Origin of the sequence: Vibrio sp. MOR3 (assembly GCF_001557775.1) — a bacterium.
Lineage (GTDB): Bacteria > Pseudomonadota > Gammaproteobacteria > Enterobacterales > Vibrionaceae > Vibrio > Vibrio jasicida.
Window position 1 is genome coordinate 688,951 of sequence record NZ_LNRD01000001.1, and the last position, 19,914, is coordinate 708,864.

The 19,914-nt window shown below is 45.9% G+C and carries 18 protein-coding genes; 9 read left to right on the forward strand and 9 right to left on the reverse strand.

Annotated features, from left to right (window positions below; all coding sequences use genetic code 11):
- Positions 1-251: 251 nt before the first annotated feature.
- On the reverse strand, positions 252-1,181 hold the full coding sequence (locus ATB76_RS03050) for a sensor domain-containing diguanylate cyclase (RefSeq protein WP_061034586.1): 930 nt from the start codon (positions 1,179-1,181) through the stop codon (positions 252-254).
- A gap of 302 nt (positions 1,182-1,483) precedes the next feature.
- Between ATB76_RS03050 and artP the strand changes: the two genes are divergently transcribed.
- The 5 genes from artP to ATB76_RS03075 all read left to right on the forward strand — a co-directional run bounded on the left by artP (position 1,484) and on the right by ATB76_RS03075 (position 5,103).
- Complete coding sequence (gene artP / locus ATB76_RS03055; protein ID WP_104029939.1) at positions 1,484-2,212, forward strand: arginine ABC transporter ATP-binding protein ArtP; 729 nt, start codon at positions 1,484-1,486, stop codon at positions 2,210-2,212.
- A gap of 88 nt (positions 2,213-2,300) precedes the next feature.
- Positions 2,301-3,032, forward strand: coding sequence for an arginine ABC transporter substrate-binding protein (locus ATB76_RS03060; RefSeq protein ID WP_005443853.1), 732 nt, complete (start codon positions 2,301-2,303; stop codon positions 3,030-3,032).
- 1 nt (position 3,033) lies between these two features.
- Positions 3,034-3,723 carry an arginine ABC transporter permease ArtQ gene (gene artQ, locus ATB76_RS03065; protein WP_061034588.1) on the forward strand — a complete coding sequence of 230 codons (690 nt, stop codon included), beginning with the start codon at positions 3,034-3,036 and terminating at the stop codon, positions 3,721-3,723.
- Positions 3,720-4,388, forward strand: a complete 669-nt coding sequence (gene artM, locus ATB76_RS03070) for an arginine ABC transporter permease ArtM (RefSeq protein WP_005388569.1) — start codon at positions 3,720-3,722, stop codon at positions 4,386-4,388. The genes artQ and artM overlap by 4 nt, the downstream gene beginning before the upstream one ends.
- A gap of 139 nt (positions 4,389-4,527) precedes the next feature.
- The gene (locus ATB76_RS03075; RefSeq protein WP_061034589.1) at positions 4,528-5,103 is read left to right on the forward strand and encodes a protocatechuate 3,4-dioxygenase; all 576 of its coding nucleotides are present in this window, start codon (positions 4,528-4,530) and stop codon (positions 5,101-5,103) included.
- 9 nt (positions 5,104-5,112) lie between these two features.
- Here ATB76_RS03075 and ATB76_RS03080 read toward each other — a convergent pair whose 3' ends face one another.
- A complete protein-coding gene (locus ATB76_RS03080; protein ID WP_061034590.1) occupies positions 5,113-5,943 on the reverse strand; it encodes a LysR family transcriptional regulator in 831 nt (276 codons plus the stop codon).
- Positions 5,944-6,061: 118 nt separating this feature from the next.
- Between ATB76_RS03080 and ATB76_RS03085 the strand changes: the two genes are divergently transcribed.
- The gene (locus ATB76_RS03085) at positions 6,062-6,709 is read left to right on the forward strand and encodes a glutathione S-transferase family protein (protein ID WP_061034591.1); all 648 of its coding nucleotides are present in this window, start codon (positions 6,062-6,064) and stop codon (positions 6,707-6,709) included.
- Positions 6,710-6,754: 45 nt separating this feature from the next.
- Here ATB76_RS03085 and ATB76_RS03090 read toward each other — a convergent pair whose 3' ends face one another.
- Both ATB76_RS03090 and ATB76_RS03095 read right to left on the reverse strand, forming a co-directional pair.
- Positions 6,755-8,518 (reverse strand): DUF3859 domain-containing protein, encoded by a 1,764-nt coding sequence (locus ATB76_RS03090; protein ID WP_061034592.1) that lies wholly within the window; start codon positions 8,516-8,518, stop codon positions 6,755-6,757.
- 396 nt (positions 8,519-8,914) lie between these two features.
- Complete coding sequence (locus ATB76_RS03095; RefSeq protein WP_045405177.1) at positions 8,915-9,586, reverse strand: type 1 glutamine amidotransferase domain-containing protein; 672 nt, start codon at positions 9,584-9,586, stop codon at positions 8,915-8,917.
- 116 nt (positions 9,587-9,702) lie between these two features.
- Here ATB76_RS03095 and ATB76_RS03100 point away from each other — a divergent pair, with 116 nt between their 5' ends.
- Positions 9,703-10,587 (forward strand): LysR family transcriptional regulator, encoded by an 885-nt coding sequence (locus ATB76_RS03100; protein ID WP_038873443.1) that lies wholly within the window; start codon positions 9,703-9,705, stop codon positions 10,585-10,587.
- Between the two features lie 221 nt (positions 10,588-10,808).
- Here ATB76_RS03100 and ATB76_RS03105 read toward each other — a convergent pair whose 3' ends face one another.
- Entirely contained in the window at positions 10,809-12,326 is a 1,518-nt protein-coding gene (locus ATB76_RS03105) for an arylsulfatase (protein WP_039974214.1), read from the reverse strand.
- Between the two features lie 192 nt (positions 12,327-12,518).
- Positions 12,519-14,180, reverse strand: coding sequence for an electron transfer flavoprotein-ubiquinone oxidoreductase (locus tag ATB76_RS03110; RefSeq protein ID WP_081094886.1), 1,662 nt, complete (start codon positions 14,178-14,180; stop codon positions 12,519-12,521).
- 278 nt (positions 14,181-14,458) lie between these two features.
- On the opposite strand from ATB76_RS03110, the gene ATB76_RS03115 reads away from it, so the two are divergent.
- Entirely contained in the window at positions 14,459-15,208 is a 750-nt protein-coding gene (locus tag ATB76_RS03115; RefSeq protein ID WP_061034594.1) for an electron transfer flavoprotein subunit beta/FixA family protein, read from the forward strand.
- An 11-nt stretch (positions 15,209-15,219) separates the two neighbouring features.
- Entirely contained in the window at positions 15,220-16,185 is a 966-nt protein-coding gene (locus tag ATB76_RS03120; RefSeq protein WP_061034595.1) for an FAD-binding protein, read from the forward strand.
- A 450-nt stretch (positions 16,186-16,635) separates the two neighbouring features.
- On the opposite strand, the gene ATB76_RS03125 is transcribed toward ATB76_RS03120, so the two are convergent.
- Genes ATB76_RS03125 through pdhA form a run of 3 tightly spaced genes read right to left on the reverse strand, consistent with a single transcriptional unit; the run spans position 16,636 to position 19,845 of the window.
- Complete coding sequence (locus ATB76_RS03125) at positions 16,636-17,778, reverse strand: dihydrolipoamide acetyltransferase family protein (RefSeq protein ID WP_061034596.1); 1,143 nt, start codon at positions 17,776-17,778, stop codon at positions 16,636-16,638.
- Positions 17,775-18,758 (reverse strand): alpha-ketoacid dehydrogenase subunit beta, encoded by a 984-nt coding sequence (locus ATB76_RS03130; RefSeq protein WP_009696326.1) that lies wholly within the window; start codon positions 18,756-18,758, stop codon positions 17,775-17,777. The genes ATB76_RS03125 and ATB76_RS03130 overlap by 4 nt, the downstream gene beginning before the upstream one ends.
- The gene (gene pdhA, locus ATB76_RS03135; RefSeq protein ID WP_061034597.1) at positions 18,751-19,845 is read right to left on the reverse strand and encodes a pyruvate dehydrogenase (acetyl-transferring) E1 component subunit alpha; all 1,095 of its coding nucleotides are present in this window, start codon (positions 19,843-19,845) and stop codon (positions 18,751-18,753) included. The genes ATB76_RS03130 and pdhA overlap by 8 nt, the downstream gene beginning before the upstream one ends.
- Positions 19,846-19,914 lie beyond the last annotated feature (69 nt).

Here is a 19,914-nt window from a genome sequence, read left to right on the forward strand (position 1 = left end):
TCGATAACTCAAATTGCGAGTCAAAATACGAGAAAAGTATTAGCGATAGGTATGACCAATTCAAGAAATGGCCGGAATGTAACTGCTTTATAAATTCTTTATGGTTCGAATAATCTTTGTGAATCAGCTTCTTCTAAAGTAAGTATGGGCATTCTCAATTTTGAATCTTGAAGGATAGGGGATTTGCTACGCGAGATTTTTCTCAAAATGAGAGAGTTAGATAGTAGCAATTGTTGGTTCAAAGTGAAGACCTAATCAGTTGAGCCGTGGATTAACCTGAAGTGTGTTGCTTTGTCTCTGCCGGTATTTTTGGAGTGGTATAGAGCTAAGTCAGCTTGGTGAATCAAATCTTTAACAATGTGATTTGCGACCCCATAAGATAGATGTGAGGAGTTTTTTGTAAAAGTAGTCGCTCCAAAACTACAAGTAACCTTTTTATAAGGTGATTTTAGTTTGTAGAGAGCGTTTTGTAATCTGCGTATCAAACCCAGAGCGGATAACTCATCGGTTCGTGGTAACAATAAAATGAATTCTTCTCCTCCATATCGAGCAATGATGTCATCAATACGCTTAGTATTATTTAGTAAGCTTGAAATTATGGTGAGAATTTCATCTCCTGCTAAGTGCCCGTATAGGTCGTTAAAAGTTTTAAAGTTATCAATATCAACAAGTACTAGTGAGAAGGTGTGATCGCCTCGCATTATAAATTCAAAAATACTCTCAAGAAACTTTCTTCTATTAAATAAACCTGTCAGGGGATCTTTATACGCCATTTCTTGCAACGACTTATTCATACTAACTAGTTGCTTATTGTTGAGGTCAGAATAGCTGCTTGAGTTTTTTTCAGAAGTAATGTCCTTGGCTACCGCGTATAACAACCCTGTTTTTCTTTCTGGATTCGAAGTCCATAGCAGATCTTTGTAGTCTCCCGATGAACAAATGTATCTATTGCGAAATGCAATTGTAGGTATACCTAATGATAATTTTGATACTTCTTGAATTGTTGCTTGTATATCTTCTGGATGAACAAATTGCATGAAGTCTCTGTCTACTAATTCAACTTTTGACCAACCAAGTGTTTTTTCAAAGGCATCATTGACATATTTAAATTGCCCCTCAAGAGTGGCAACGCAACACAAATCGATAGACATATTAAAAAAATGCTCAAGGTCGTAATCCATAGGTGTTGCCTGCCTTAATTTATGCTTAATACTCGCGAGAGGAATTTTACAAAACAGAGTCTAGTACATCGTGTTGAATAAACTAGTCATATGCAACGTAAATCACAATAAATGTTGAAATAATTGATCGATATAACAATTGCGGTGTGTGCATATCTAAAATCTAACTAGTCAGATGCTCTGCTTTGGTGGTTTATTCTCATACAAAAAATTAACAATCTAAATTTTTATACATTTTTATTGCATAAAATCTCTTTCTTGCTAGTATAACTCCCAGATGACAATTAATGCAGTATGGCAGCATGAGTATTCAAGTTAAAAGTATCAATAAGTCTTACGGCGATACCCAAGTTCTACACGATGTCAGTTTTAATTGTGAAAGCGGTGAAACGTTGGTGTTACTCGGTCCAAGTGGTGCAGGGAAGAGCTCTCTACTACGTGTTCTTAACCTTCTTGAAGGGGCGGATAACGGCCAGTTAAACATCGCTGATGACGCATTCGACTTTTCAACTGAAATCAAAGAGAAGCAAGGTTTAGCGCTTCGTCGTAAAGTGGGCATGGTGTTCCAACAGTACAACCTATGGCCACACATGACAGTGATGGAGAACCTGATTGAGGCTCCGGTAAAAGTTTCTGGCATGGATAAAGAAGAAGCGAAGACGCAGGCAATGCAAATTCTCGCAACGCTGCACTTGGCAGACAAAGCGGATGCATGGCCGATGCAACTTTCTGGCGGTCAGCAACAACGTGTGGCGATTGCCCGAGCCCTGATGATGAAACCAGAAGTCTTGCTTTTTGATGAGCCTACCGCGGCGCTTGACCCTGAAATCACGAACCAAGTGGTCAAAATCATTAATGATTTAAGCGAAACCGGAATTACACAAGTAGTTGTGACCCACGAGGTGGATTTCGCCAAGAAAATCGCTAGCCATGTTCTATACCTAGAACAAGGACACATCGTAGAACACGGCACGCACGACGCATTTGTTAATCCGCAAACCACTCATTTTGCCGATTACCTAAATCACTAAATTACGTTTTTAAAGTTCAGTCTATTTAACAGATAAGCTCGGCTGTCATTGCGAGTGTCAGCCCACTAAGTACACACGGAGTATTGCAATGAAAAAGATTCTACTAGCTTCACTAATCGGTCTTGTCTCAGCGAACGCAGCAGCACAAGAAGAGATCAAATTCGCGATGGAAGCAACTTACGCACCGTTCGAATACATGGATGAAAACAACCAAATCCAAGGTTTTGATGTGGATCTGGCGAACGCACTATGTAAAGAAATGGAAGCAAAATGTACCTTCCACAACCAATCTTTTGACAGCCTGATCCCTGCATTAAAATTCAAGCGTTACGATGCGGCTATTTCTGCAATGGATATTACGGATGCGCGTTTGGAGCAAGTGAACTTTTCTGACCCTTACTACGACAACTCAGCAGCGTTTGTTTCTATCAAAGAAAAAGTGGCTGATCAAAAAGCACTAGAAGGTAAGCGTGTTGGTGTTCAAAACGGTTCAACACATCAAAGCTACCTGATTGAACAAATGCCAGGCGTAACAGCGGTTCCTTACTCAAGCTATCAAGACGCATTCATCGATATGAAGAATGGCCGTATTGATTCTGTATTCGGTGACACGGCAGTCGTAGCAGAATGGTTCAAGAAAGAAGATAACCTAGCGTACGTGGGCGAGCACGTTACTAACCCTAAATACTTCGGTAACGGTTTCGGTATCGCGGTAAACAAAGGTAACGACGAGCTAGTGAACAAGCTGAACACGGCACTGAAAACAGTGAAAGCGAACGGCGAATACGACGTAATCTACAACAAGTACTTCGGTAAGTAATATGGCACTAACGGGTTACTCTTTATCGCTTGTTCAAGCTAGTTGGATGACTGTCCAACTGGCCTTCACAAGCCTTTTAGTCGGTTTGATTCTGGCAGTGGTATTCGCCAGTGGTGAAATGTCTCGCCGCGTTTTCGTTAAATGGCCAATGACGGCGTTTGTGACGATTGTACGTGGCTTGCCAGAAATCCTTGTCGTGTTATTTATCTATTTTGGTTCGACGCAGGTTTTGTTTTTAATCACCGGCGACTTTATTGAAGTTAGCCCGTTCTTGTCTGGCGTGGTGGCGTTGTCATTGATCTTCGCTTCTTATGCTTCTCAAACTCTACGTGGCGCATTGAAAGCGGTTGGAAGAGGGCAAAGAGAGGCAGCAAGTGCACTCGGCATCAGTCCAGCACACGCTTTTGTTCGCATTGTTTTGCCACAAGCAGTAAGGCATGCACTGCCAGGTTTAACTAACCAATGGTTGGTTCTGCTGAAAGATACCGCACTTGTATCATTGATTGGTGTAACGGACTTGTTGAAGCAAGCGCAGTTAACATCAGCCGCCACGCACGAAGCCTTTACATGGTATGCAACGGCCGCTGCAATTTACTTAGTGATTACGCTTGTTACGCAACGTGCAGTGAAAGTGATTGATAAGAAGTTCTCAATTCAAGGCATGAGCATGGGACAGGAGGCGACCGCATGAACGAACAACACGTTTGGCAAATGCTGGATGGCTTAGGCACTAGCCTTCAATTGACCGCCGCTTCTTTGGTCGTGGGGTGTCTCTTAGCTTTGATGATGACGCTGACTCTGATCCTACGTACTCCGGGTTTGCATTGGGTAAGCCGTGGCATCATCACCTTGTTCACAGGTACACCTTTGTTGGTGCAGATCTTCTTGGTGTACTACGGTCCGGGTCAGTTTGATGCAGTAAGAGAAAGTGTATTTTGGACATGGTTAAGCCAACCTTGGTTCTGTGCGATGTTAGCGCTAGCGCTGAATACCGCGGCATACAGTACTCAGTTGTTCAAAGGAGCGTTTAACGCGATTCCTTCTGGCCAATGGCAAGCGTGTCGTGCTCTGGGTATGAACAAAACGGCAACGCTGAAAGTGCTGTTGCCATACGCCATTCGTCGTGCTGTTCCGGCTTACTCGAACGAAGTGATTTTGGTCTTCAAAGGTACGTCCCTAGCAAGCACTATTACGATCATGGATCTGATGGGCTATGCGCAGCGCATTAACGCGCAAACTTACGATACGTTGACGGTATTTGGTATTGCTGGCGCGTTCTACCTAACGGTGAATGGTGTGCTGACTCTCATTTTCCGTCAGGTAGAGAAGAAAGCATTGGCGTTCGAAGCCGCATAAATCTTCAATCAAACACTCATCATTTAGTTCCACAGTGCCTCTGCAAATGACTCTCTAGCAGGAGCATTTTTTATATTCGTCATGGCAAATCGCTCAAGTTCCACCAAACTTAACTCAAAACTTTTCGATTGGTGACATTATGGAACGACGACACTTTTTAGCGCTGTGGACATTGTTGTTCGCACCCTCTTTAAAAGCGAAAACACCAATGCAACCAACGCCAGAACAAACAGAAGGGCCATTTTATCCAGTCGCAGATGTTCCTCTTCGTCAAAACTTGATTCTGCAATCAGAAGGCTTGGTCGGTGAACCTATCGTGTTGCAAGGCAAAGTCGTGGATACAATGGGAAATCCTCTCTCAGGCATCAAAGTAGAAATCTGGCAATGCGATGGGCAGGGGATTTACGATCATCCTAAGCAGCCAAATAACGATAAGTTTGATGCTCACTTTGCTGGCTTTGGCGCTGCAGAAACTCAATCGGATGATGGTCGCTACTTATTCCAGACTTTGTATCCCGTGCCTTATGCCTCTCGTCCGCCGCACATTCACGTCAAGTTGTGGCGTGATAACCAAGAGCTGCTGACCACTCAGTTGTACTTAAAAGGCAATACTGGTGATGAATGGTGGGGCGGCAAAGCCCGTGATTCTCTACAGTTTGAAACTATACGAATCGACGGGCGATTAACGGGCGAATTTAACTTTGTGATTGGCTAGCGAATCCATTTAAGCCATTAACTCAACCAATTGCGTTAAGCATTCTTTGTCCAGTATTGGATGAGGCTCGACACTTGTGACCAAAACGATATCCACTGAAGGCAGCGATGGCATATCGTCTAAGATCTTAAGATCCTCGCTAACGCTAATACTGCCCATCGCACCGATAGCCATGCCTGAACGTACAATCGCTCGTTGTGCAGAGGCCGTATTGCAACACGCCAGTAATTGATAAGGAATACCACGTTTGGTTAATCCGTCTACCGCTGCTGCGTGGTATTTACAGTCGGTTTGGAATAGGGCGAGAGGGAGAGGTTGAGCGTGCTCGATGTCAAAGTCAGGGTGAGCAATCCACACACCTTTGTCGCTTGCTAGCCAGTAACCTTCTTCACTGTCCGGTGCTCTAGTCACAATAGCGGCGTCTAGCTTTCCTTCATCCAGCTTTTCTCTCAAGGTGATGCTGGGCTCACTGAAGACTTGAATCGAACACGTGGGTTCAGATTGTTGTAATACACGAATGACTTTAGGCAGGATAATGTCGTTGTAATCTTCTGGACAACCTAAGCGAAGAGGACGCTTATTTTCATAGCGTTTCACCTGTTTCAGCGCTTGATTGTGTAAGCTGACTAGTTGCTCTGCATGAGAGCGTAGTGCCAATCCCGCTTCACTTAAGACAAGATTGCGACCTTCTTTTTCAAACAAGCTGACGCTGAGTTCGTCTTCTAGCTTACGCATTTGTGCACTGAACGCTGATTGGGTGCGATTGATCTGCTTGGCTGCACGAGTGAAACTGCCCGTTTCGACAAAAGCCAGAAAGCTGCGTAACGCATCGATATCCATATCTAAAACTCATCCATCGTTTTTGTTGAAGTGTTCCATCAAAACTATCCGTTAGTCCCCTTAAATACAATCAGATATTGTGATTGGGTAATCAAAACACGAACCGCATGGAGGCGTCATGAAACTGTTTATTGCTAACCAAAACTACTCAAGCTGGTCACTGCGCGCATGGCTGATCTTTTCTCAATTCAAATTGGATGTCGAAGTCACCAAGCTCAGATTATTCACGGAAGATTTTTATAAGACCTTGGAAGGTATTACGCCAACGGCGAAAGTACCTACCTTGGTGGATGGTGGTGCAACCGTGTGGGATTCATTAGCGATTTTGGAATACGTTAACGAGCAATACTTACAAGGCAAAGCATGGCCAAGCAACTCCGTAGAACGAGCTAATGCACGCGCCATTGCCTCAGAGATGCATTCGGGTTTCTTTGACTTAAGAAACGAACTCCCAATGAACATCCGCGCGCGCAGAAAAGTCGATCTAACGGATGGTGCACGTAAAGATATTGCACGCATTGACGCCATTTGGGCAGAGCAAGCCAAGCTGCATCCGAATGGTTGGCTATTTGGAGAATGGTCAATCGTCGATGCCATGTACGCACCTGTGGCATTGCGTTTCCAAACTTATGGTATCGAGTTATCGGAAGGTGCCAAAGCTTACCAACATAAGGTGCTAGCAAGTGAATCTCTAAAGCAATGGTTGGAAGAGGCGAGCCAAGAAACGGATATCGTAGAAGAAGATGAAGCAGGGGTAGAGGTTTAACGGTACTAGAGCCTCACTTGATGGGAGGCTCTATTCAAAAATACCTTATTTACTTTTCATACATTGAAGTACTTCTGTTCGCTCGAAATGATTTTCTTCTGCGTAGGTTCCCATTAAACACCCTGTATAAAAGAGAAAAGCATTTTTCAGAGCGTCTTTACTGTCAAACTTGCCCTTTTGTTTTTTGATTTCTCGTGCCATTACTGACTGGCAGCTCTTGGTATAAGGCTCAAGAGCTTGTTCACATTTACTAGTACTATCGAACCCAAAACAGCGCTGAAAGGCGGTTTCTTTACAAACATAACTAGAACCTTTGCTGAATAAGTTTTGCATGACCAGAGCTTCCTTGATTGAAGTGAGTTCTTTCGGATCATCCATATTGACTAGCTGGAAGGCTTTTTTTGCTACCACGCTATCGCGGTAAAGTATCTCGAGTTTCCAACTGCCGGACACCAGCTCGCTTTTATCGCCGAAATACCACATCGCGAGGTTACGATCATGCTTAAACATGGTGTCAGGCCAAGTGGATTCGGTGAACCCTTTGCCCGTTTTAGGATCGACAATCTTTGGATGAGTCATCCGGACGGTAATTGGGAATTTGTTGGTTTTTGCAAGGCTAGGCTCTACTTCGCCCTGTGCATTCTTGGGCAACGTAACCGAGTATCGAAAGCCAATGTATTGGCCGAGTTTTGGCATCACCATTTGTGTTGGAGTCACGGTGTACTCATTTCCCTCTTGCGTTATTACACCACCTTCAATGATGCTGACACGAGGAGATAGTAGGTTTGAGATGTTTTTCTCTTCGCTTGCTTGAGAGGTTGTCGTTAGAGCGGCGGCATAAGGTGAACCCTCGACTGAAAACAGATCAAACTCATGACCTTTAGGCAATGTAATATCATAAAGTGGGTTGTTGAATGCTGTGAACTTCTTCAAGGCCAGTTGTTGAGTCAGGTCCAGTTTGGTCAATTTATTATTGTTTAGCTCTAGTGACGTTAAGTCTGGGTTTTTACCCAATTGGAATTCAGCTAACTGGTTATAGTCTGCTTTAACTTCTTGCAGCTGTGTCTGCTGGCTTAAGTCCAAACTGGTGAGCTTATTATTGCGCACGTTAAGGTGCTTAAGATTCGCGTTTTTCGACAAATCAATCTCTTGCAATTGGTTTGATTGAAGAGATACGTGTGAAAGCTTTGGGTTATGGCTTAAGTCGATCGTAGTTAGGCTGCCACTTCCAAGAAAGAGCGTCTTGAGTTCGGAGTTTTGGCTAACGTTAAGTTCTGTCAGTTTATGGGCACTGAATCCAAGGTCACGCAACCGTGATAGGTGGCGAACGTCTATTTCTGCAATAGGCATTTTGTAGGCGTAGAGACTTTTCAGCTTCGAGTTCTTGTTGATGTTGAGCTGTGTCAGGTTGTTTTCTGAAACAGTCAGAGTTTCAAGCTCTGGGTTATGAGAGAGGTCGATATCTGTCAATTGGTTGTTCGCCAAGATCAGGCGTTTGAGCTTTGGATTATGTGTAGTATCGACGCTTTTAATATTGTTATTTAGGAGAATCAGGTCTTCTAGTGCAGGGAAAAATTTAATTTCTTCCACAGAGCTAATGTTATTGTTGGAGCAGTCGAGTTCGGTCAAAATATTTGGTGGAGACGCTTCGTAGCCAGAAAAGCAATCAGAAAAGTTTGGGTCGACGAACTGAATGTCTCCAATAGTTTCTGGAGTGGAACAATAAGCAAAACCGGATAACGCCAAACCACTTGTTGCCATCACCATTTTACCGGATAACCGGATTCGGTTTACCACTGACGCCTTCATACATGAATCCTTTTCGAAGTATTTTCTTTTTAGTTTTAGGTGCTCAATTGCCTTGCCGTTAGTGAATACGGTTTCGACAATGAATAGAGCAACATTGAATAGATCTTTAGCAGTTTACGCAATTTCTCAAAATAAAACTGTAGGTAAACTACCGGAACTATTAGCTTTTTCATCTAAAGTTTTCGAATGGTGATCAAGGTGACGTCGGTGGTTATGGCGTGGAAGGGGCGAATTGATATCGGGATAAACATGTGAAGCACAGCTACCATTATACTTCGCAGCTCTAATACTATACTTCACAGGTTTATGGCAGTACTGAGCAGCGAACATTAAAGTCGTGGAAGTTGCTATATGGCATCTACCACGCTCTATATCCGCTGCTTAACAATCGTTTGATTACCCCAATAGTTCCACAATTGCTTTCCCTACACCGTGTGCGCTAGTTGGGTTTTGACCAGTGATCACACGTTCGTCAACAATCACAAACTCTTGCCACGGCTGTACTTTTGAGTAGCGTGCTGCGCCACGTGCTAGGAATTCTTCCAAAAGGAAAGGGATATCATTGATGGTACCAAAGTCGATTTCTTCTTCACGGGTAAAACCTGTCACCGATTTAGACGCAAGCAGTTTCTCTCCATTGCTAAGCGTGATAGGCAGTAGGGCGCCAGGGCCATGACAAACGGCAGCAACGATGCCGCCACCTTCATAATGCTTTGCAGAGATTTGTGCGAAATCTTCATTGGTCGCTAAGTCAGAAAGTAGACCAAAACCTCCTGGGTAGAAGATTGCATCGTAGTTGTCAGCGTTGATTTGTGAAACTGGAATCGTGTTGTTGACACGGTTTTGGAAATCATCATCAGCCAAGATTTTTGTGTTTACCGCATCACCTTCAATGTCTGTTCCATACAGTGGGGCTTGGCCTCCTTTGATAGAAGCAATGTCGTAATCGAAGCCCGCACCAAGTAATTCTGCAAGTGCATGGGTGAGCTCTGGTGCGTAGGTGCCGTTTGCTTGATCGGTTTCGCCGAGTGTCGCGTGGTTCGTTACAACAATGAGTACTTTCTTCATGATGGGGTCCTTTTGGGTTGCTGTATTTTGTTGAGCACCTTCATACTAATTGCTAATCAGATGGGTGATAATAGAGGTAATTAGCAAAACATTATTGCCATATGGCAAAGGTGACTATGGACAGTTTTGAAGGTATCAACGAATTTGTTACGGTTGCGGAGAGCTTAGGGTTTTCTTCTGCTGCGAAACAATTGGGTTGCAGTACCAGCCATGTAAGTCGACAAGTGACAAAGTTAGAGGAACGTTTAGGCGTTGCCTTGCTAGCACGTTCGACACGAATGGTAAGCTTAACGGAAGCAGGGCAAGCGTATTACCAACAATGTAAAGAGTTGGTGATTGGGCTTCAGCAAGCCAATGAGCAACTCACTACACAGCAAACTCAATTGAGTGGTACGTTACGAGTGAGTGCTGCTGGTGCGTTTTCTGAAAATCACGTTGCACCAGCGTTGATGGCGTTTGCGAAACAACATCCGAACCTCACGGTAGAAGTCAACTTCAATACAAGTATGGTCAATTTTATTGAAGATGGTTTTGATTTTGCCATTCGTTACGGACGCCTAAGTGATTCTGGTTTAGTCGCGAGAAAGCTAGTCGATCGCCCCATGGCAGCGGCGGTGAGTCAGAATTATATCGACGAGCATGGTTTTCCTACTCATCCAACACAACTCAAGCACCACAGTTGCATCATCACGAACAAGGACGTTTGGTTATTTGAAAAAGATGGTAAGGCGCTAGATGGCGTGAAAGTCCAAGGACGATGGAAAAGCAACAACGCTAAAACGGTTTTGCAAGCCTGTGAAGACGGATTAGGCGTGGCGTATCTACCAAAGAGTAGCTTTAACGACGCCATTTCTTCCGGGCGATTGGTACCAATCTTAGAGTCTTATTGGGGAAGTGGTAATAGCAGTTGGATCGTTTATCAGAATCGCCACTTTCTGCCTCTAAGGGCTAGATTGGCCATCAACTTTCTACTTGACCATTTTGCTGATTGGCAGGAGTAGGGAGGGGTATTTCGAAAGCAAATAAAGCAGCGATAAACTGCGCCATGGGTGACAGGCGATATCTGCTTTTCTCTAAAACTATCCGACCGTGATGAACGTCGGTTATGCGACTCTTAGAGATGAGGTATAAGGGCTTGAGACATAAAAATACGGAGTACAGATACCAGCGATAATATCCGTACTCCGTAGGCTTAGTGCTTTATCAAACTAAGTGTTAAACATTAATTCCGTTGTGGTTGCGTCATGGCATCCACGACTTGCTCGATACTCAAAGAGCTGCCTTTGGTTGCAGGGAACTCTTTAAAGGTTTCAAGGAATTTTCGAACGATAGCCTGCGCTGGGACAAACATCCACATTTGGTCTGCGTAGAAGTGTCGGACATAAAGCGCTGAGTCTGGTCCTACTTCAAATGGGTCCATACGTAGGTTAACGATCAACGGCCAGCTTGGCGTTTTACGATAAGCCTCGTTGATGGCCCCTTCCATGATGGTGAAGTGAATCTTCCAATCTTTATAACGCAGAGCGTTTAAGTGGCCGCCAGCATCAAAGTAGAAGATTTCATTACGAGCACCAGTATCTGTTTTACCGGTAAGTAGGTCTAACTGGTTATATCCATCGAGGTGCGCTTTAAAGGTTTTGTTATTGGCTTCATGACCTTTAAGTAGCTTCTCTTTTACGTCTGGCTCACCCACGGCGGCCAATAGCGTTGGCATCCAGTCTTCTTGAGAGAAAATGTCGTTGATGACCGTACCTGGTTTGATTTGACCCGGCCAGCGAACCATCATAGGTACGCGGAAGCCACCTTCCCAAGTTGTACCTTTCTCGCCTTTAAATGGTGTTGTACCACCATCTGGCCATGTGAATTTCTCTGCACCGTTATCGGTACTGAAAATCACGATGGTATTGTCGGCTACGCCCAGTTCGTCAAGCTTCTTAAGCATCACGCCAACTTGATCGTCCAGATCCATCATGCCGTCGGCATAAAGGCCATAACCAGACTTCCCTTTGTATTCTTCACTTAGGTGTGTCCAAACGTGCATTCGCGTCGAGTTGTGCCAAATGAAGAAAGGTTTGTCGTCTTTCACGGCTTTTTCCATGAAGGCAAGACTGGCTTCCATAAACTCTTGGTCAACGTTTTCCATACGCTTACGGGTGAGTGGGCCTGTGTCTTCAATTTTTCCGTCAGCGGTGGATTTAAGAACACCGCGAGGACCGAATTTTTTACGGAACTCAGGATCTTTAGGGTAGAACTCTGATTCTGGTTCTTCTTCAGCATTTAAGTGGTAGAGGTTACCGAAGAATTCATCAAAACCGTGGTTAGTAGGTAAGTGCTCGTCTTGGTCTCCTAGGTGGTTTTTACCAAACTGACCCGCAACGTAGCCGTGGTTTTTCAGTAGCTCAGCAATGGTTGGGTCTTTGGCTTGAATCCCTTCTTTTGCTCCAGGCATACCAATCGTAAGTAAGCCTGTACGGAATGGGTGCTGACCGAGAATGAACGATGCACGACCCGCAGTACAACTTTGTTGCGCGTAAGCATCCGTAAAAATGGCACCTTCCTTGGCAATGGTGTCGATGTTTGGTGTACGACCGCCCATCATGCCATTGTGATAAGCGCTAATGTTGTAAACACCAACATCGTCGCCCCAAAATACTAAAATGTTGGGTTTATCTGCTGCCAACAGACTGACAGGCGCGACCGCGCTCATCAATACGAGAAACTTCCTCAATATCCTCTTCATCGAGTCCTCCTGGACAATAAGTAGAATTCATTTCTTTTGTTGTGATTTATGCAAATTGACCGTGAACTGCTTAGTTAATTGGCAAACTAAGCATAGTACACGTGATTGATTTGTTAGATTTTTGATGGATTTAAATTATCAATTGTTCAGATAAAAGAGGCGTGATAGCGAATCACCATCACATTATAAGTGCTACATGTTTTGATAGCTTGGTCCGCCGCCACCCTCAGGTGCTTTCCATGTGATGTTTTGCGAAGGATCTTTGATGTCACAGGTTTTGCAATGCACGCAGTTTGCGGCATTAATTTGGAATGTTTGCTCGCCTTCGACTTCTACCACTTCATATACGCCAGCAGGGCAGTAGCGCTGGCTTGGCTCATCAAACTTCTTCAAATGGATTTGAATCGGAATATGAGGATAGGCGAGTTGCAAGTGGCAAGGCTGATTTTCTTCGTGTTGTGTACCAGACAAAAATACCGATGAGGGTTTATCGAAGCTGATTACACCATCTGGTTTCGAGTATTGAATAGGTTGGCACTCATCAATTGGTTTCAGCTGTTCATGATCGTGCGAAGGATCAGTGATTGTCCACGGTATTGGTTTCTTAACCAGAGGTTGCCACAGATTGTGTTCGAAGGTGGAAAGTGCGCCGCCAAGCACACTGCCGAACTTGTGGATGTTTGCACCAAAGTTACGTGTGTGACTAAGCTCTTCATACAACCATGAATCTTCAAACTTGGTTTGGTAATCCGGTTCCGAATTGGATTGTGTGAATGCTTCGGCAATGGCTTCTGCGGCTAACAAACCGGATTTCATCGCAGTATGGCTGCCTTTGATCTTAGCGACGTTTAAGGTGCCCGCATCACAACCAATCAATAAACCGCCGGGGAATTGCTGTCTCGGTAGAGAAGACAACCCACCTTTCGCAATGGCTCTTGCGCCGTAAGCGATGCGTTGAGCGCCTTTCAAATGTTGTTCGATAGCAGGGTGGTGCTTAAAGCGTTGAAATTCGTCAAACGGACTCAAGTAAGGATTGCTGTAATTCAAGTCGACAATAAGCCCAACGGCGATTTGGTTGTTCTCCATGTGATAGAGAAAACCGCCACCCGTGGTGTTGGATTCACTCAGGGGATACCCTGCAGAATGAAACACGCTGCCAGATTGATCTTTGGCATCGGTAGGTAACTCCCAAATCTCTTTAAGCCCGAGCGCATAATGTTGCGGTTGTTTATCACCATCTAAACCAAATCGTTGGATGAGCTCTTTACCAAGATGACCTCGGCACCCCTCGGCGAATACGGTGTATTTGGCTTTTAGCTCAATACCGGCTTCAAAGTTGGGTTTGGCTTCTCCTTTCTTGTCCAAACCCATGTCGCTGGTGTTTACCCCTGTAACAGCGCCAAATGCGTCGTAGTTAATCGTGGATGCGGCGAAACCGGGATAGACCTCTACACCAAGCGATTCAGCTTGTTCTGCTAACCAACGACACAAGTTCGCCAAACTGATGACGTAGTTGTTTTCATCATTGTGCATTGGGTTAGGGGTAAGAAAGTGGGGAACACGAATGTGATTAAGTTCTGTGGTTAGGTACAAGAAGGCATCGTTTTTTACAGCGGCGGAAAGCGGCGCGCCCATGCTTTGCCAATCAGGAAAAAGCTCGTCTAATGCACGTGTTTCGAATACCGCGCCAGATAAGATATGTGCACCAACTTCTGAGCCTTTTTCTACCACACAAATAGACAGCGGCTCATCTTCACGCTCTTGGTTGAGTTGCGCTAAGCGGCATGCTGCACTCAAACCTGCAGGTCCAGCGCCGACAATCACCACATCAAATTCCATGCATTCTCTTTCCATCTTCTTGCTTCCTTTATGCGAAACCTTTCTTTGTGTTTCAGGTGCTTCTTCTATTACGCAGTGCTCGTATAAAGAACTATAGTCCAGTTGACGTAAACGTAAACTAAACTAAGCTCAAATGGTAACGTCATAGGGCGTGATAAAGATATATAGTGACAATGTCACAATGTGTTTTTTGTTAGCAAAGTAATGAAAAAACTGAGCTTTAATACAAGTCTTTGTCGCGCATGACCCAATTGCTAGGACGCGTATCGCTTTGCGATCTGCTAGGAGGGAATGTGAAAGTACTGGTTGCGATTAAACGTGTAATTGACCCTTACGTTAAAGTAAGAGTGAAATCTGATGGTTCCGACGTGGAAACCAACAACGTGAAAATGACGATGAATCCGTTCTGTGAAATCGCGGTGGAAGAGGCAGTACGCCTTAAAGAAGCTGGGGTAGCAGAGGAGGTGTTAGTGGTGTCGATTGGTGACACCAATTGTCAAGAACAATTGCGCTCAGCGCTTGCATTAGGTGCGGATCGTGCGATTCATATTGATGTTGAACAGTCACCAGAACCGCTTGCGGTCGCGAAGTTACTCAAAGCTGTGATGGAACAAGAACAGGCTCAATTGGTGCTGCTGGGTAAACAGTCAATCGATACGGATAACAGCCAAGTCGCACAAATGTTGGCAGCACTGACGAATCGTCCACAGGGGACATTTGCATCGGAAGTGAAAGTCGAAGGGGAAACGGTTCTGGTTACTCGAGAGATCGACGGTGGCTTAGAGACGCTCAAACTGGATATGCCTGCGATCATCAGTACGGATTTGCGATTGAATGAACCGCGTTACGCCTCGCTACCGAATATCATGAAAGCGAAGAAGAAGCCGCTATCGGTAATGACGCCAGACTTCTTTGGTGTGAGTGTTGAGCACTCTCAGCAAGTGCTGGAAGTCATGACGCCGCCTGCTCGTAAAGCCGGTGAGATGGTTGGCAATGTGAGCGAGTTAGTCGACAAGCTCAAAAATGAAGCGAAAGTGATTTAGGAGGCATAACCATGGAAAACAAACCGGTAGCAACCTTGGTCGTTGTAGAACACGATAACCAATCACTTTCAGCAGATACACTACGTGCGTTGAGCGCAGCTTTTCAGATTCAACAAGACGGTGCCTCCTTGCCTGTTACCGCCTTGTTAGTCGGGCATCAATGCGGCTCAGTATTGAATGAGTTGAAGTGTGTGCAAGGTATCTCACAGATCATTGCGATTGATGCTGCTGAATATCAACATGCACTGGCAGAAAATCTATCTACTTTGATTGCCGAAGTTGGTCGGGATTATTCGCATATCCTAGCTCCTGCGAGTACTTTCGGTAAGAACTTGATGCCCCGTGTCGCTGCCTTATTGGATGTTGGGCAGTTGTCAGATGTGATTGTGATTGAATTGCTCGACACGGTTGTTCGCCCCATCTATGCCGGTAATGCGTTAGCCAGAGTTCGTTCGGACGATACAACCAAAGTGATGACGATTCGAAGCTCAGCGTTTGACGCTATTGCTGTGTCTGATTCACCAGTAGTCGAGAATGTCGTGACGTTAGAAACGGTCATTAAGGCGGAGCACAGTGAGTTTGTTTCACAGCAAAAAGCGGAAAGCGAAAGACCAGAGCTACCAGCAGCAAACGTTGTTGTCTCGGGTGGTCGTGGGTTAGGCAGCAAAGAGAATTTCGCGCTGGTGGAACAGCTTGCCGACAAGCTTGGTGGTGCAATTGGTGCATCACGCGCTGCGGTAGACGCAGGCTTTGTGTCTAACGATTTGCAAGTTGGGCAAACGGGTAAGATTGTCGCGCCTCAACTGTACATTGCCGTGGGTATTTCCGGTGCAATTCAACATTTAGCAGGGATGAAAGATTCCAAGGTGATTGTGGCGATCAACAGTGATCCAGAAGCGCCAATCTTCCAAGTTGCAGACTATGGTTTGGTTGGTGATTTGTTTGAGATTATGCCGGAGTTGTTGGAGAAGGTTTAAGTTCGGTATTTGTCGGGCGTCATTCCCTAGAGCGAAGAATGAGCGGGCAGGGAATCCCTTCTTGCTCGCTACTTTAAGTCGTCATTCTGAACAGCGAGGAACGAGCGTGATTCAGAATCTATCGTCAAAGTGCACGGTTGGTATATCTCTATGAAAGCCCTTCAGTGCATTTTGCCATTAGATTCCTAGTCGCGCCTAGGCTTGCTGGAATGACACACTAGAGTTTCCTCTAAGTATCAGATTGTTACGGTGCTTCTTTTTGAGTACACACCACTCAGCGTCATTCACTAGAACGAAGAATGAACGATCAGGGGATCACCTTCTTGCTCACTACTTTAAGTCGTCATTCTGAACAGCGAGGAACGAGCGTGATTCAGAATCTTTTCAAATTCACTCTCAAAACAAAGGGCTTCCAATCGGAAGCCCTTTGTTATTCATGGCAAACGTTGCTTAAACGCTCGCTTTTCTTAGGTGTTCTGCTAGTACTTTTGTGAACCTTGCTGCTTCACCGCCGGTACATGCACGGTGGTCAAACGTAATCGACAGCGGCATGGCTTTCACTGCCACAGCTTGCCCGTCTCGAATTACAACCTTCTCAATGATTCGACCTGCACCGACAATCGAAACTTGTGGCGGCGTGACCACTGGCGTTGCGTAAATGCCTGCAATCGCACCAAAGTTTGAAAGCGTAATGGTGGCGTGCTGTAACTGCTCACGACCAATCTTACGTTCCCGTATGCCTTGCACGGTTTGGTCCAACCAACGGCGCACCTCTTGTGGCTCATACTCATCAGCGTGTCTCAGAACCGGCACGTACAAACCATGTCGACTGTCTACGGCAATACCAATATTCACCGTGCTGTGGACACAACGCGTCATGGTCTCAGCATCAAACCATGCATTCATAGCAGGTTCTTCCTGACACGCATGCACAATGGCTTGGACCAGACGAATACTGATGTCTTCACCTTGCTTCCAGCCATCTAAGACAGCTTCCTCAGTAATGGTCACTGCCGCGACATTGTGATGGGATTCCGCCATGGTCGACACCATGGTTCGGCGTGCGCCTTTGAGTACTTCTGTACCTGGACGCTGTTTGCCTGCTTCGTCGTAAATGTCGGCATCGACAATCAAACCGTCCGGACCACTGCCTTTGACCAAATCTAAATCCACACCTAGTTTCTTCGCTAATAAGCGAGCAGAAGGTAGGGCCGTGATGAGGTTATCAGGTGATGGATTGTGTTCGCCACCAATCCAGAAATCGTCCACATTCACGCTGTGCGCATGTTGGGATACATTACCGACCACGGTTGCTGCATCGGCAGTTTGTTTCTGCTCTGAGACGGTTTGTTCTGCTCCGGTTTCATCGATTTCCAGAAGTAGAGCACCGATGTTGATTACGTCGCCTTCTTCACCATGGCGACTCACGATGCGACCGCCATAAGGCGCAGGCACGTCCACGGTTGCTTTTGCGGTTTCAACAGTAAGCACCACTTGATCCAGTTTGACCATATCGCCAACACTAATATGCCATTTCACAATTTCTGACTCAGCGAGACCTTCGCCGAGATCGGGTAAGTTAAACGTCTTCATTTCCAATCCTCCACGAGTTCGCGCGCGGCGAGCACAATGTCTTCTTCCTGAATCATGTAATAATCTTCGTTGCGGTAGTACGGCATGATGGTATCCATGCCCGTGACGCGTTTTGGTGGCGCTTTGAGTAGGCACATGGCATGTTCTGCGGTTCTGGCTAGCAGTTCTGAGCCGACACCACAGGTTTTGCTGGCTTCATGGACCACCAAGAGGCGTCCGGTTTTCTCTAGCGAACGGAAGATGGTCGCGGTATCAATGGGTTTGATGCTGGCTAAATCAATCACCTCAACTTCGATACCTTGATTGGACAGCGTTTGAGCCGCTTGCAGTGATTCGACAACACACGCTCCCCAAGTCACTAACGTAATGTCGCGACCTTTGCGAAGGGTAAAACAAGTGTCGAGAGGTAGCGCTTCGCCGTTATCCACCACTTCAGATTTCACAGTGCGATAGATACGTTTCGGCTCGAAGAACATCACCGGATCGTTGCTTCGAATGGCTGCTAGGAGCAAACCATAAGCGCGTTGCGGTGATGAAGGAATCACAACCTTAAAGCCTGCGGTGTGAGCAAATAACGCTTCGACGCTTTCGGAGTGATGCTCTGGTGCGTGAATACCGCCACCAAAGGGCGCGCGGAATACCGCAGGGCAGGTAAGTCGACCACGAGTTCGGTTACGCATTCGCGCTGCATGACACATTAAATGCTCCAATGCAGGGAAGACAAAGCCTTGGAATTGAAACTCGGCTACAGGTCGTAAACCTTGCGTTGCCATACCGACAGTGACTCCGCCAATAAGCGCTTCAGCTAGAGGTGTGTCGATAACGCGCTTAAGACCGTATTTTTGTTTGAGTCCTACAGTGGCGCGGAATACACCCCCGTTATCACCCACATCTTCGCCAAGGACGATGACATTTGGGTCGTGTTCCATTTCATGGTGCAGTGCGAGGTTCACTGCTTCAACTAACGTGAGTTCAGCCATGTTTCCCTCCCTGCATTCGCATTGCTTTATTGATTAGCTCATCCCTTTGCGCATGAAGCTCTTGTGGCAGGGATTCATAAAGGAAATCAAAGCCCGTTTCAGGTGCTTGATTTGGCATGTTGAGATAACGCTCAACGGCGAGTTCAACTTGTTCTTTGCAATGTGCTTGCCACTCTTGCTCTTTCTCGTTATTCCAAACGCCTTGATTGGTGAGAAAGGCTTTAAGTCGACGAACAGGCTCATATTGCCAAGCCGTTTGAACCTCGTCCTTGTTACGATAGCGGGTCGCGTCGTCGGCGGTGGTGTGATCGCTCAAGCGGTAACTTACTGCTTCAATTAACGTTGCGCCTTTGCCTTTTCTCGCTCGTTCAAGGGCGTTCAATGTTGCATCAAACACCGCGACGACATCGTTGCCATCCACCGTAATACCGGGGATACCGGCACCTTTGGCTTTTTCTGAGAGAAATTCCGCGGCACATTGCAAAATGCGTGGTACGGAGATCGCCCATTGGTTATTGTTCACCACAAAGACTAATGGGATGTTCCAAGCGCCTGCACAATTAATGGATTCAAGGAAATCGCCTTTGGAAGTGCCGCCATCGCCGCACATCACCAAAGCGGCATCGTGATTGCCTTGGATTTTCAGTGCCGCCGCAACACCAACGGCATGGGTACACTGAGTTGCGATTGGGACACAGAAGGGGAGATCTTTACTAGGAAAAGGACTGCCTTCAGGCGCGAAGTCGCTGCCGCGTTCATCGCCTCCCCAATATTGCAGGTTCTTTTCCATTCCTATGCCACGGCACCACATGGCGGGCATATCACGATAATAAGGCACGAAAACATCGGTGGTGTTAAGCGCTCTGCCCACAGCAATACCAACAGCTTCCGAGCCAAGGTGTGATGGGTAGGTGCCCAATTTCCCAGTGCGTTGCAGGGCAACGGCTTTGTTATCGTAGGTCCGGGTTAATACCATGTCTTGGTAAAATCCGACCAAAGTTTCAAGATCAGCCCAGTTGGGTAGTTGGCTGACGAGGTTCCCATCATGGTCGATAAATCGATGCATGGGTAATGCCTGAACGTTCATCTCAAGCTCCTTTTGACGCTGCGGGTCTTTTGGACTGCAGCTGCTCATTATTTCGATCTCAGCCTGTAT